The sequence below is a fragment of the Citrobacter sp. Cpo148 genome (assembly GCF_030332375.1).
Lineage (GTDB): Bacteria > Pseudomonadota > Gammaproteobacteria > Enterobacterales > Enterobacteriaceae > Citrobacter > Citrobacter portucalensis.
This window is the reverse complement of record NZ_JAOWHY010000046.1, coordinates 80,004-93,118: the sequence shown is the minus strand read 5'-3', so window position 1 is coordinate 93,118 and position 13,115 is coordinate 80,004. Positions and strand designations below refer to the sequence as shown.

General features: G+C 52.1%; 17 protein-coding genes. 4 read left to right on the top strand and 13 right to left on the bottom strand.

The features are described 5' to 3' along the window. Positions 1–45: 45 nt before the first annotated feature. A complete protein-coding gene (gene rlmE, locus OGY10_RS15335) occupies positions 46–675 on the bottom strand; it encodes a 23S rRNA (uridine(2552)-2'-O)-methyltransferase RlmE (protein WP_003025015.1) in 630 nt (209 codons plus the stop codon). Between the two features lie 125 nt (positions 676–800). On the opposite strand from rlmE, the gene yhbY reads away from it, so the two are divergent. Continuing rightward, positions 801–1,094, top strand: a complete 294-nt coding sequence (gene yhbY, locus OGY10_RS15330) for a ribosome assembly RNA-binding protein YhbY (protein WP_003025016.1) — start codon at positions 801–803, stop codon at positions 1,092–1,094. A gap of 153 nt (positions 1,095–1,247) precedes the next feature. Here yhbY and greA read toward each other — a convergent pair whose 3' ends face one another. Continuing rightward, a complete protein-coding gene (greA, locus tag OGY10_RS15325) occupies positions 1,248–1,724 on the bottom strand; it encodes a transcription elongation factor GreA (protein ID WP_003025019.1) in 477 nt (158 codons plus the stop codon). A 248-nt stretch (positions 1,725–1,972) separates the two neighbouring features. On the opposite strand from greA, the gene dacB reads away from it, so the two are divergent. Next, positions 1,973–3,406: a serine-type D-Ala-D-Ala carboxypeptidase gene (gene dacB / locus OGY10_RS15320; protein ID WP_032945109.1), complete on the top strand. Its 1,434-nt coding sequence runs from the start codon at positions 1,973–1,975 to the stop codon at positions 3,404–3,406. Positions 3,407–3,511: 105 nt separating this feature from the next. Here dacB and cgtA read toward each other — a convergent pair whose 3' ends face one another. The 4 genes from cgtA to rplU form a co-directional block, all read right to left on the bottom strand. Then, positions 3,512–4,684: an Obg family GTPase CgtA gene (gene cgtA, locus OGY10_RS15315; RefSeq protein ID WP_003828732.1), complete on the bottom strand. Its 1,173-nt coding sequence runs from the start codon at positions 4,682–4,684 to the stop codon at positions 3,512–3,514. A 15-nt stretch (positions 4,685–4,699) separates the two neighbouring features. After that, a complete protein-coding gene (locus tag OGY10_RS15310) occupies positions 4,700–5,665 on the bottom strand; it encodes a DMT family transporter (protein WP_286576971.1) in 966 nt (321 codons plus the stop codon). Between the two features lie 127 nt (positions 5,666–5,792). Beyond that, complete coding sequence (rpmA, locus tag OGY10_RS15305; protein ID WP_003025030.1) at positions 5,793–6,050, bottom strand: 50S ribosomal protein L27; 258 nt, start codon at positions 6,048–6,050, stop codon at positions 5,793–5,795. A gap of 19 nt (positions 6,051–6,069) precedes the next feature. Further along, a complete protein-coding gene (rplU, locus tag OGY10_RS15300; RefSeq protein WP_003025032.1) occupies positions 6,070–6,381 on the bottom strand; it encodes a 50S ribosomal protein L21 in 312 nt (103 codons plus the stop codon). Positions 6,382–6,639: 258 nt separating this feature from the next. Here rplU and ispB point away from each other — a divergent pair, with 258 nt between their 5' ends. Both ispB and sfsB read left to right on the top strand, forming a co-directional pair. Continuing rightward, positions 6,640–7,611 (top strand): octaprenyl diphosphate synthase, encoded by a 972-nt coding sequence (gene ispB / locus OGY10_RS15295; RefSeq protein ID WP_003839953.1) that lies wholly within the window; start codon positions 6,640–6,642, stop codon positions 7,609–7,611. 220 nt (positions 7,612–7,831) lie between these two features. After that, complete coding sequence (gene sfsB / locus OGY10_RS15290; RefSeq protein WP_003025035.1) at positions 7,832–8,116, top strand: DNA-binding transcriptional regulator SfsB; 285 nt, start codon at positions 7,832–7,834, stop codon at positions 8,114–8,116. A gap of 56 nt (positions 8,117–8,172) precedes the next feature. On the opposite strand, the gene murA is transcribed toward sfsB, so the two are convergent. From murA to mlaF, 7 genes are all read right to left on the bottom strand, one after another. Next, positions 8,173–9,432, bottom strand: a complete 1,260-nt coding sequence (murA, locus tag OGY10_RS15285; RefSeq protein ID WP_003839949.1) for a UDP-N-acetylglucosamine 1-carboxyvinyltransferase — start codon at positions 9,430–9,432, stop codon at positions 8,173–8,175. A 53-nt stretch (positions 9,433–9,485) separates the two neighbouring features. Further along, the gene (gene ibaG, locus OGY10_RS15280) at positions 9,486–9,740 is read right to left on the bottom strand and encodes a BolA family iron metabolism protein IbaG (protein WP_003025040.1); all 255 of its coding nucleotides are present in this window, start codon (positions 9,738–9,740) and stop codon (positions 9,486–9,488) included. Between the two features lie 169 nt (positions 9,741–9,909). Beyond that, positions 9,910–10,203 carry a lipid asymmetry maintenance protein MlaB gene (gene mlaB, locus OGY10_RS15275; RefSeq protein ID WP_003025045.1) on the bottom strand — a complete coding sequence of 98 codons (294 nt, stop codon included), beginning with the start codon at positions 10,201–10,203 and terminating at the stop codon, positions 9,910–9,912. Further along, entirely contained in the window at positions 10,203–10,838 is a 636-nt protein-coding gene (gene mlaC / locus OGY10_RS15270) for a phospholipid-binding protein MlaC (RefSeq protein ID WP_008785928.1), read from the bottom strand. Before mlaC ends, mlaB begins: the two co-directional genes overlap by 1 nt. A gap of 18 nt (positions 10,839–10,856) precedes the next feature. Then, positions 10,857–11,414, bottom strand: coding sequence for an outer membrane lipid asymmetry maintenance protein MlaD (gene mlaD, locus OGY10_RS15265; RefSeq protein WP_003828747.1), 558 nt, complete (start codon positions 11,412–11,414; stop codon positions 10,857–10,859). 4 nt (positions 11,415–11,418) lie between these two features. After that, on the bottom strand, positions 11,419–12,201 hold the full coding sequence (gene mlaE, locus OGY10_RS15260; RefSeq protein WP_003025053.1) for a lipid asymmetry maintenance ABC transporter permease subunit MlaE: 783 nt from the start codon (positions 12,199–12,201) through the stop codon (positions 11,419–11,421). Between the two features lie 7 nt (positions 12,202–12,208). Next, positions 12,209–13,021, bottom strand: a complete 813-nt coding sequence (gene mlaF, locus OGY10_RS15255; protein WP_003828749.1) for a phospholipid ABC transporter ATP-binding protein MlaF — start codon at positions 13,019–13,021, stop codon at positions 12,209–12,211. Positions 13,022–13,115: the final 94 nt, after the last annotated feature.

Here is a 13,115-nt window from a genome sequence, read left to right as displayed (position 1 = left end):
ACTCTATATCCAGTTTCTTTCAAACTTTCGTTTGAAATCTGCCGGTTATGGTTTACGCCCGGTCGCTACAATATACACTTCACGCGAACGGGCGCGAGAAGAGTCCGGCTTACGAACTTTGACCTTCGTAAACAGGGAGCGAATCTCTCTTAGATACTCATCGAAGCCTTCGCCCTGGAACACCTTCACTACAAAACTACCACCTGGCGCTAATACATCACGAGCCATTCCAAGCGCCAGCTCTACCAGATACATGGCCCGGGGAATATCCACCGCCGGTGTTCCACACATATTTGGCGCCATATCAGACATGACAACTTGTACTTTACTGTCACCTACGCGTTCAAGTAACGCTTTCAGGACTAATTCATCACGAAAGTCGCCCTGAAGGAAGTCCACACCAACGATTGGATCCATAGGTAAAAGATCGCAAGCGATAATGCGGCCGGTGTTGCCGATCTGCGTAACTGCATATTGCGACCAGCCACCGGGTGCAGCACCGAGATCAACTATTGTCATCCCCGGTTTAAAAATTTTGTCACTTTGCTGTATTTCATCAAGTTTAAACCAGGCACGGGAACGTAACCCCTTTTTCTGCGCCTGTTGAACATATTTATCGCTAAAGTGTTCCTGAAGCCAGCGACTCGAGCTGGCAGAACGCTTTTTACCTGTCATTTCACATTCCCAAAGGGCAGTTCATCGTAACCAATGGTGTAAATTTCTACACAGCTATTTGGTGATATATGGGAGATGGCGGTAGAATGACCCGTTTTCAATCCCAACGTAAGCAAAAATATACGATGAATCTGAGTACTAAACAAAAACAGCACCTGAAAGGTCTGGCACATCCGCTCAAGCCTGTAGTTATGCTTGGCAATAATGGTTTGACCGAAGGGGTACTGGCCGAGATTGAACAAGCGTTAGAGCACCATGAACTTATCAAGGTGAAAATCGCCTCGGAAGATCGCGATACTAAAACCTTGATCGTGGAAGCTATCGTACGCGAAACCGGCGCCTGCAATGTACAGGTCATCGGCAAAACGCTGGTACTGTATCGCCCGACTAAAGAACGTAAAATCTCGCTGCCACGCTAAGAATATCCCAAAGTTGCACACGAAGTTTGTGTAAAACGCGGGGTTTTCCGCTAGCAGGAGAGCAAAATGCCACGCTCTCTTCGTTGATAAAAGGCCGCTATGCGGCCTTTTTCCTTTCTTTACAATGTATCAACATCTTAACCAAGATGCGAATTACAGGTATTCTACCTTCGTCACTTCATATTCCACTTCGCCGCCCGGCGTTTTGATAACTACGACGTCATCCTGCTCTTTACCGATCAGGCCACGAGCGATAGGCGAGTTCACTGAAATCAGGTTCTGTTTAAAATCGGCTTCATCATCACCGACAATACGCCATGTCTGCTCTTCATCGTTATCGAGATTCAGAACGGTAACCGTCGCACCGAAAACAACGCGGCCATTGTTCGGCATTTTAGTAACGTCGATTACCTGCGCGTTGGACAGTTTAGCTTCGATATCTTTAATGCGTCCTTCGCAGAAACCCTGCTGTTCGCGCGCCGCGTGATACTCCGCGTTCTCTTTCAGGTCACCGTGCTCACGCGCTTCAGCGATAGCGGCAATAATTTCAGGACGGCGCACAGATTTCAGAAAATCCAGCTCTTCGCGCAGTTTTTCAGCACCACGTAAGGTCATCGGGATAGCTTGCATTTGTTATACCTCTTGAACATTCCTGTAGGGGGTAGTTGCTCTCACCCCGGCTGCTAAGCCCACCCTGGCGTGTGTCATGCCAGAGTCAGAAGCAAAAAAATACCGACCCGGGGCTCAAGGTCCCAGGTCAGCTACAATTCTCTATTTGATGATCATTTTACCCTGGAGTTCCTTATGGGTCATCGTTTACTTTTTGGGGCGTTGCGCCGTAGTATGACGGCCTGTTTCCAGGTTGTTAGCGCGAGATTATGCGATTTTCCAGATTTACCATCGGATTGACTGCCAGTATAGCGTTCAGCGTTCAGGCTGCGAACGTCGACGAGTATATCAATCAGCTCCCTGCCGGGGCCAACCTCGCCCTTATGGTACAGAAGGTTGGCGCACCTGCACCCGCGATTGATTTTCATAGCCAGCAGATGGCGCTGCCCGCCAGTACCCAGAAAGTAATCACCGCGCTGGCGGCATTGATTCAGCTCGGGCCTGACTTTCGTTTTACCACCACGCTTGAGACCAAAGGCAGCGTGGAAGGCGGCGTATTGAAAGGTGACTTAGTGGCACGATTTGGTGCCGATCCGACGCTAAAACGCCAGGATATTCGCAATATGGTGGCAACCCTGAAAAAATCAGGTGTGACGCAAATTGCCGGAAATGTCCTGATCGACACCTCTATTTTTGCCAGTCATGATAAAGCGCCCGGCTGGCCCTGGAACGACATGACGCAGTGTTTTAGTGCACCGCCCGCAGCGGCTATTGTCGATAGAAACTGTTTCTCGGTTTCACTCTACAGCGCGCAAAAACCCAACGATCTCGCCTTTATTCGCGTAGCATCTTATTACCCGGTCACCATGTTCAGTCAGGTGCGTACTCTCGCCCGAGGTTCTGCGGAAGCGCAATATTGTGAACTGGATGTGGTTCCCGGCGATCTCAACCGCTATACGCTGACCGGATGCCTGCCACAACGAGCCGATCCGCTGCCGCTGGCGTTCGCTATTCAGGACGGTGCCAGCTATGCCGGGGCAATTATCAAAGATGAGCTAAAACAAGCAGGTATCACCTACAGCGGTACACTGCTGCGCCAGACGTTGGTCAACGAACCAGGAACGGTGGTCGCCAGTAAGCAGTCGGCACCGCTGCACGACCTGCTTAAGATTATGCTGAAAAAATCGGACAACATGATTGCCGATACCGTTTTCCGTATGATTGGTCATGCCCGATTTAACGTGCCGGGCACCTGGCGGGCGGGTTCTGACGCCGTGCGCCAGATTTTGCGTCAGCAGGCAGGCGTCGATATCGGCAACACTATTATTGCCGACGGTTCTGGCCTCTCCCGCCATAACCTGATTGCCCCAGCGACCATGATGCAGGTGCTGCAATATATCGCTCAACACGATAACGAGCTGAACTTTATCACTATGCTGCCGCTGGCGGGCCACGACGGCTCTCTGCAATACCGTGCGGGTCTGCATCAGGCTGGTGTGGATGGCAAAGTATCGGCGAAGACAGGCTCGCTGCAGGGGGTTTATAACCTCGCAGGTTTCATCACCACGGCAAGCGGCCAACGCATGGCATTCGTGCAGTATTTATCTGGTTATGCGGTAGAGCCGGCTGACCAGCGTAATCGCCGTATTCCGTTGGTGCGCTTCGAGAGCCGGTTGTACAAGGATATTTATCAGAACAACTAAATGGGTAATTTGATTGCCGGATAGCAGCATCAACGTGCCTTATCCGGCCTACAGTGAGACCTGGAAACAAAAACCCCGGCAACATGGCCGGGGTTTTTAATGCGATTAACGCTTGTAGATGAACTCAACGCCTTCTTCGTCGTCTTCGTCCCAATCGTCATCCCAGTCATCTTCCGCTTCGTCTTCGACTTCAGCGAGCTGCTGGCGGTGATAATCATCCCACATGAACTCAACTTTCTCTGGCTGTTTCGCTTCTTCAGCCTGAACAATCGGGTTCTCGATGATAAAGGTCATCACATCCCAGCAGAGATCTTTCACGCCCAGTTGGCTGGCGGCAGAGATCAGGTAATATTTACCTTCCCAACCCAACGCTTCGGCGATAGCTTTCGCTTTCTCTTCCGCTTCAGCCTTGTCCATCAAATCAATTTTGTTGAACACTAACCAGCGCGGTTTAGATGCCAGATCCTGACTGTATTTTTCCAGTTCGCCAATAATGATACGTGCGTTTTCAACTGGATCAGAGCCATCAATCGGATCGATATCGATGAGGTGAAGCAGTACACGGCAACGTTCCAGGTGTTTCAGGAAGCGGATGCCCAGGCCTGCGCCTTCAGCCGCGCCTTCAATCAGTCCCGGAATGTCGGCAACCACGAAGCTCTTTTCGTTGTCCATACGCACCACGCCCAGGCTCGGCACCAGGGTGGTAAACGGATAATCAGCGACTTTCGGCTTCGCCGCGGACACCGCACGGATAAACGTCGATTTCCCAGCGTTTGGCATGCCCAGCATACCCACGTCCGCCAGCAGCATCAGCTCCAGCATCAGATCGCGCTTATCACCCGGCGTACCCATTGTTTTCTGACGCGGAGTACGGTTAACCGAGGATTTGAAACGGGTGTTGCCCAGACCGTGCCAGCCACCTTTAGCGACCATCAGACGCTGACCGTGTTTGGTCATGTCGCCCATGGTTTCGCCCGTGCCCTGATCGATAACACGCGTACCAACAGGTACTTTAATGGTAACGTCTTTGCCACGCTTACCGGTGCAATCACGGCTCGCGCCATTCTGACCACGTTCCGCACGGAATGATTTTTCAAAACGGTAATCGATCAGCGTGTTCAGGTTTTCGTCGGCTTCCAGCCAAACGTCACCACCGTCACCACCATCACCACCGTCCGGACCGCCTTTTGGGATGTACTTTTCGCGGCGGAAGCTGACGCAACCATTACCGCCATCACCTGCAACGACCAGAATCGATGCTTCATCAACAAACTTCATTTTACTCTCCGTAAATCATTCGCCTGAGCGGGGTTGCGAAACCACCGTTTCATGCTTACGTAAACCGCCCCAAATTCGATGACCAATGGCGGAATACATCGCGCCCGCAACCACGATAAACGCACCGAGATAACCTAATAGGTTTAGCATCGGTCTGGCGAAGAAATCGGGCCAGGCCAGTGATAATAAATCTGAAAATAACAACGTAAACAGCGGTGTGAGCGTGATAAGAGCGCTCACCTGCGCCGCCTGCCAACGCGCCATTGCTTCCGCGAGAGCGCCATATCCTACCAGCGTATTCAGGCCGCAGAATATCAGGCATGCCAGCTGCCAGTCGCTGAGCTGCGTGATGACACCGGGTTTAGCCAGCGGCAACAACGCGATCGTACATAAAGTGTACAGTAAAAACAGGATCTGCGGTGATGCCAGGCGGCGCAATAACACCTTTTGCGCGACCCCATAGCTCACCCAGACCATCGCCGCACCGACACCAAAGATAACGCCCCAGGTGTAATCGGTGAGTCGGGTAAAAATTTCGATCAGACTGTTATTAAAAAACAGGACCAGGCCGCTCAGAAGCATAATGGCGCCAATCACCTGCGTGCCGCGCATCTTTTCTTTCAGGATAAAGACGCTGGCAATCATCATACCAACCGGTGACAGCTGACCGATAACCTGCGAAGCCGTTGGGCTCAAATACTGCAAGGATGAACTAAACAGAATGAAGTTACCGAACAACCCACCGGTTGCGATAGCCAGCAACACCAGCCAACGCGCTTTGCGAAAAATACGCAACGGAGGGAGCTTTTTTTTAACCGCAAGAATAGCGCCAAGGCCAACGCTTGCCATTAAAAAACGGTAGAACACCACGGTAGGAGGCTCCATCACCTCCAGCACTTGCTTCATTGCTATTGGCAAAGCGCCCCAACATACTGCCGTTGTGAGTGCTAACAGAATACCAATGCCTGCCTGCTGCTTCATGCCGTATTCCCTGCAAGGGCTCGTTTCCGGGTTGTCACGGCGCGACGAGCGTATTTACCGGCCGTCGAATGTAAAAAGCCCCGCAACGTGTTGCGGGGCTTTTATCCGTTACCGGGACGCGAAAAACTTATTCAGCAACGATGCTGATGAATTTACGGTTTTTCGGGCCTTTCACTTCAAATTTCACTTTACCGTCTGCTTTAGCAAACAGAGTGTGGTCTTTGCCGCAACCAACGTTGGAGCCAGCGTGGAATTTAGTACCACGTTGACGAACGATGATGCTACCAGCCAGAACTGTTTCACCGCCGAAGCGTTTTACGCCCAGACGTTTAGCTTCTGAATCGCGACCGTTACGAGTCGAGCCGCCAGCCTTTTTATGTGCCATTTAATCTGCTCCCCTTAACTTAAGCGCTGATGCCAGTGATTTTCACATCAGTGAACCACTGACGATGGCCCTGCTGCTTACGGTAGTGTTTACGACGACGAAACTTAACAATTTTAACTTTCTCGCCACGACCGTGAGCAACGACTTCAGCTTTGATAACGCCGCCATCAACGAAAGGAACGCCGATTTTGACTTCTTCACCGTTTGCGATCATCAGAACTTCTGCGAATTCAACAGATTCGCCAGTTGCGATGTCCAGCTTTTCCAGGCGAACGGTCTGACCTTCGCTTACTCGGTGTTGTTTACCACCACTTTGGAAAACCGCGTACATAAAAAACTCCGCTTCCGCGCACACCTTTTTGATGATTCAGAGTGCGCTATAAATATTCACAATAGGGCGCGAATATTACGCAAAACGCGAGCCTTTGACAAGTGCTACCGTCAATACATGAAGAAAAAAAACACAACACGTACGGTAACGTTTATCTACGGCGTTTTTTCAGTACAATCAGCATATATTTATAACCCTAAACCCGACGTTACCTTCCCACACAGTAAGGTAATCGGGGCGAGAAGCCCGGCTTTTGCGATGAATTTAGAAAAAATCAATGAGTTAACCGCGCAAGATATGGCGGGGGTCAATGCGACAATCCTTGAACAGCTCAATTCCGACGTTCAGTTGATCAATCAACTGGGGTACTACATCGTTAGCGGCGGCGGAAAACGCATTCGCCCAATGATCGCCGTCCTCGCCGCGCGGGCCGTTGGTTACCAGGAAAATGCGCACGTTACGATTGCGGCCCTCATCGAGTTTATCCACACAGCGACCCTGCTGCACGACGATGTTGTGGATGAGTCAGACATGCGCCGTGGGAAAGCTACGGCAAATGCGGCGTTTGGTAATGCGGCCAGCGTGCTGGTTGGCGATTTTATCTATACCCGTGCATTTCAGATGATGACCAGCCTTGGCTCGTTGAAAGTGCTGGAAGTCATGTCGAAAGCAGTCAACGTCATTGCCGAAGGTGAAGTCTTGCAGTTGATGAACGTCAACGACCCGGACATCACCGAAGAAAACTATATGCGCGTCATCTACAGTAAGACCGCGCGTTTGTTTGAAGCGGCAGCCCAATGTTCAGGTATTCTGGCTGGCTGTAGCGAAGAACAAGAAAAAGGGTTGCAGGATTATGGCCGTTATCTCGGTACCGCTTTCCAGTTAATTGACGATTTGCTGGATTACAGCGCAGATGGCGAGCAGCTGGGTAAAAACGTCGGTGATGACCTCAACGAGGGTAAACCAACGCTGCCACTGTTGCATGCCATGCGCCACGGCACCCCAGAACAAGCGCTAATGATCCGCCAGGCCATTGAGCAAGGTAATGGTCGTCACCTTCTGGAACCGGTTCTGGAAGCGATGAACGCCTGTGGGTCTCTGGAATGGACCCGTCAGCGGGCAGAAGAAGAGGCTGATAAAGCCATCGCTGCGCTGCAGGTGCTGCCCGATACGCCGTGGAGAGAAGCGCTGATTGGTCTGGCACATATCGCCGTGCAGCGCGACCGTTAATTCCCTACAGCATCCTCCCTCATCCCGTGCCCTGCACGGGATTTTCTTATAAGTTCCAGTAAGAATTTACCCCCTCCAGATAATCACGCAGAACCTTGGCATATTCTGAATATATACACACTTTACATGAACATTTTAGAACATTCGTTCTTCGGGCGTTATAGTGTCGGCACAACCGATCGTGAAACCGTAAGCCGTTAACCAAAGGAGAGATGAATTGATGGAAAGCAAGCTGATTGACTGGCATCCGGCCGACATCATCGCCGGACTGCGCAAGAAAGGGACCTCAATGGCCGCTGAATCACGTAAAAATGGATTGAGTTCATCAACGCTGGCCAATGCGTTAACGAGACCATGGCCAAAAGGTGAGTTGATTATCGCCCGGGCACTGGGAACTGACCCCTGGGTGATTTGGCCGTCACGCTATCACGATGCCAAAACGCATGAGTTCATCGACAGAACGCGGATGATGAGGAGTCGCAGAGAGAAAAAGAATCCGGAATGAACATTGAGCTGTAACCCCCGGCCAACTGAACTGGGGGTTACAAGAGACGTTGACGATTACTCGCCTTTCACGCGCTCAATGTTTGCGCCCAGCGCACGCAGTTTATCTTCGATGCGCTCATAGCCGCGATCGATGTGATAAATACGGTCGACTACCGTCGTACCTTCAGCAATACACCCTGCCAGCACCAGGCTTGCAGATGCGCGCAGATCGGTCGCCATAACCTGTGCGCCAGAGAGCGTTTCCACGCCGTGGCAAATCACGGTATTGCTTTCGATTTCTGCGTGAGCGCCCATACGGCTCAGCTCAGGCACGTGCATAAAGCGGTTCTCAAACACGGTTTCCGTGATGAAGCCGGTCCCTTCTGCTACCAGGTTCAGCAACGTGAACTGGGCCTGCATGTCGGTAGGGAACGCCGGATGCGGTGCAGTACGCACATTGACCGCTTTCGGACGTTTACCGTGCATATCAAGGCTGATCCAATCATCACCCACTTCAATATCCGCACCCGCATCACGCAGCTTCGCCAGAACGGCATCCAGCGTGTCCGGCTGTGCATTACGGCAGATAATCTTGCCGCGAGAAATTGCCGCCGCCACCAGGAAGGTACCGGTTTCGATACGATCTGGCAGAACGCGATAAACACCACCGCCAAGACGCTCAACGCCTTCGATGGTAATACGATCGGTGCCCTGACCCGTGATCTTCGCGCCCAGCGCAATCAGGAAGTTCGCGGTATCCACAATCTCCGGCTCGCGCGCAGCGTTTTCGATGATGGTGGTGCCTTCGGCAAGCGTTGCTGCGCACATGATGGTGACCGTCGCGCCGACGCTCACTTTGTCCATGACGATATGCGCGCCTTTCAGACGGCCATCAACGGACGCCTTCACATAGCCTTCTTCCAGCTTAATTGTCGCGCCTAACTGCTCCAGACCGGTAATGTGCAGGTCAACCGGACGCGCGCCAATGGTACAGCCACCCGGCAGTGAAACCTGGCCCTGACCAAAGCGGGCAACCAGCGGCCCGAGCGCCCAAATGGATGCACGCATGGTTTTCACCAAATCGTACGGTGCACAGAAGACGTTCACATCACGCGCATCGATGTGCACAGAACCATTACGCTCAACTTTCGCACCCAGCTGGCTCAGCAGCTTCATTGATGTGTCAACGTCCTTCAGTTTCGGGACGTTTTGGATCTCTACAGGTTCTTCAGCCAGCAGCGCCGCAAACAGGATCGGCAGTGCGGCGTTTTTAGCGCCTGAAATTGTGACTTCGCCCTGGAGCTTAGTTGGCCCCTGAACACGAAATTTATCCATTATTCTGTTCTCTGTTAAGAATTTATCTTCGCTACCGGCACATCACCCGTAGCTCAAAAACCGTTAAGTTTGCGATCGCGCGCCCATTCCGCTGGGGTAAACGCCTTAATCGACACGGCATGAATGCGGTTGTCCGCAATGTACTCCATCAACGGGCCATAGACCGATTGCTGCTTCTTGACCCGGCTCATGCCTTCAAACATCTCACCCACGGCAATAACCTGAAAGTGACTGCCGTCGCCAGAAACGTGGACTTCCTGGAGGGAGAGTGCATTCATCAGCACGCTCTGAATTTCATTATTTTCCATGGGCTCTTCATTCGTCAGATAGTGAAAACAGCCCAACATCTTAGAGCAAAGTGGCGCTGTCATAAATAAGCAAAAAGCCTCGCTGATAAATCAGACAAGGCTTTAGTGGCAGATCCCCCTCAGGGGTTTTGCCGGATTGCGGCACAAGACCTTATCCGGCCTGGAAAAATTAACGCGGAAGGACGTCGTCAGGCAGATTGTAAAGCTGCGCCAGCGTGTACACTTTATCGTTAACACCAGTGAGCGAAACGCTGTTTCCCTGCTGCTTGCCCTGATTAATCAGATGCAACAGTAACGCCAGACCGCCGGTATCTACCCGGGATACCTGGTTCAGGTCGATGCAGGATACCCCTTTCATCGCCTCAATTCGCGCATCCCATAATGGGTTTAACACGTCCTGATCCAGCTCCCCCACCAGCACCAGCTTGTCGCCTTCACGCGTCCAGGTGAGTGACTGCGTCATTATTTTTTCTCTTCCAGAGTGATTTTCTGCTGAGCAATAGATTTCAGCTGCGCCGTCAGGCCATCAATACCTTTGGTACGCAGCAGATCGCTCCACTCATTTTGTTTGGTGGTGATCATACTTACGCCTTCAGCAATCATGTCATAAGCCTGCCAGTTACCGGTCTGGGAGTTTTTACGCCACTGGAAATCCAAACGTACCGGAGGACGACCGTTTGGATCGATGATGGTTACGCGGATAGGCACGATGGTCGCATCACCCAGCGGTTGCTCTGGTGCAATTTCATAAGTCTGGCCATGGTACATCGCCAGAGCCTGGCCGTAGGCCTGCTTCAGATATTCACGAAATGCGGCAAAATAGGCTTCACGCTGAGCAGGGGTCGCATCTTTGTAGTAGCGACCCAGTACCAGCGCACCCGCATATTTAACCTGCACGTATGGCAACAGTTCCTGATCGACAACCTGGCGCAGGTAATCCGGGTTTGCGCGGATTTTAGGTTGTTCATTCTTCAGACGGTCAAATGTCTTCTGCGCCGCCTCATTCATCTGTTTGTACGGGTTCGTTTGGTCGGCTGCAGTTGCTGCGCTAAGCGGAGCAATCACCAGCATAGCCACCATCATCAATCGTTTAAACATACGTCGATTCTCCTGAGATTATTTCGTTGCGCCCGCAGGCGTAGTGGCTTCATTATTGCCGTCAGTTGCGGCTGGCGCATCGCCAGAATTCTTATTGTCATCACCTTTACTGTTGCTGTTGTAAAGGAACTGACCAATCATATCTTCCAGCACCATCGCGGATTTCGTGTCCTGAATCGTACCGCCATCTTTGAGGATAGACGTTCCCAGCTCAGGATCTTCAAAACCCACATTCAATGCCAGATACTGTTCGCCCAGCAGACCGGAAGTACGGATGCTCAGAGAACTGGTGTCAGGAATATGGTTAAAACGCGATTCGATTTCCAGCGTCACGCGCGGCAGGTACGTTTTCGGATCTAACGAGATGTCCGATACGCGTCCAACTACCACTCCGCCAATCCGCACCGGAGAACGCTCTCTCAGGCCGCCGATATTATCAAAGGTCGCATAAATCGTGTAAGTCGGCTCAGTACGCATTGAGGTAACGTTCGCCGCCTTCAGGCAAACAAACAGCGCTGCCAGCAGCGCAACCAACAGGAATAACCCGACCCAAATTTCATTTTTTTTCGTTTGCATGAACTCAATTCCCAAACATCAGTGCGGTCAGCACAAAATCCAGCCCCAGAACGGCAAGAGAGGCGTGCACAACGGTGCGTGTCGTTGCCCGGCTAATCCCAGCAGAGGTCGGGATCGCATCATAACCATTGAACAATGCAATCCAGGTGACCGTAATGGCGAACACCACGCTCTTAATCAGACAGTTGACCAGGTCCAGACGCCAGTCGACGGCATTTTGCATAGCCGACCAGAAGAAGCCTGCATCAATACCCTTCCAGCTTACGCCAACCAGTGAACCACCCCAGATACCCACTGCGACAAAAATAATCGTCAGCAACGGCAATGAAATGACGCCAGCCCAAAAACGTGGGGAAATCACCCGGCGCAGTGGATCGACGGCCATCATCTCCAGACTGGAAAGCTGTTCGGTCGCCCGCATCAGGCCAATTTCTGCGGTTAAGGCCGACCCGGCCCGCCCGGCAAACAGCAGCGCCGCAACAACCGGTCCCAACTCACGTAACAATGACAGTGCCACCAGCATACCGAGGCTGGTTTCCGCGCTGTAGGTCGTCAGCACCAGGTATCCCTGCAACCCCAGCACCATACCGATGAATACGCCAGAAACAATAATGATCAGCATCGATAAGACACCGACATTATAGAGCTGGCGTATCAGCAGCGGCGCATGTTTGCGAAACTCCGGCTTGCCGACAACCGCATTGAACAACATTAATCCGGCTCGCCCGAACGTCCTGAGGGTTTTTATTCCCCGATGTCCGAGTGATGCCAGCGCATTTAACAACATGGGTGGCTTAACTCCCTGTTTTGAGTAAATCGATGTGGTAGTCGCCCGCCGGGTAACGGAACGGAACCGGTCCATCGGCAATGCCGTCCAGGAACTGGCGTACGCGCGGATCGGCATTTTCTTGTAGTGCCTGAGCACTACCGTAGGCCACTATTTTTTTGTCCGCCATTATATAGGCGTAATCCGCAATACTCAGTACCTCAGGCACATCATGGGATACCACCACACAGGTGACGCCCAGCGCGCTGTTCAGTTCTGAAATAAGCTTCACCAGAACGCCCATGGTGATGGGATCCTGGCCGACGAACGGCTCATCAAACATGATGAGGTCTGGCTCCAGCGCGATAGCACGTGCTAACGCGGCGCGACGCGCCATCCCACCGGATAATTCAGAAGGCATTAATTTGGCCGCACCCCGCAGGCCGACGGCCTCGAGCTTCATCATCACCGTGCTCTTCAGCAACGGCGCTGGCAACGTCGTATGCTCGCGCAGAGGGTACGCGACGTTGTCAAACACATTCATGTCGGTAAATAGCGCACCAGACTGAAACAGCATACTCATGCGCTTACGCACGGTAAATAAACGCGAACGGGACATGGCCGGGACGTTCTCACCGTCAAACAGGATCTCGCCCTTATCCGGGGGGATCTGTCCGCCAATCAGACGCAACAGCGTCGTTTTGCCGATGCCTGATGGCCCCATGATCGCCGTCACCTTACCGCGCGGTACCGTCAGGGAAATATTATCAAAGATGCAGCGGTCACCCCGGGAAAAGCTGACATCGCGCATATCGACTAGATTCGCCACAGACTGCCCCATTGATTCATCCTTTACTATTGCCTCGTTGATCGAAGAGTTTGGCGCTCAATTTAGCCATGAACTCAACATATTTACAGATTATTGCCTGTCCTGG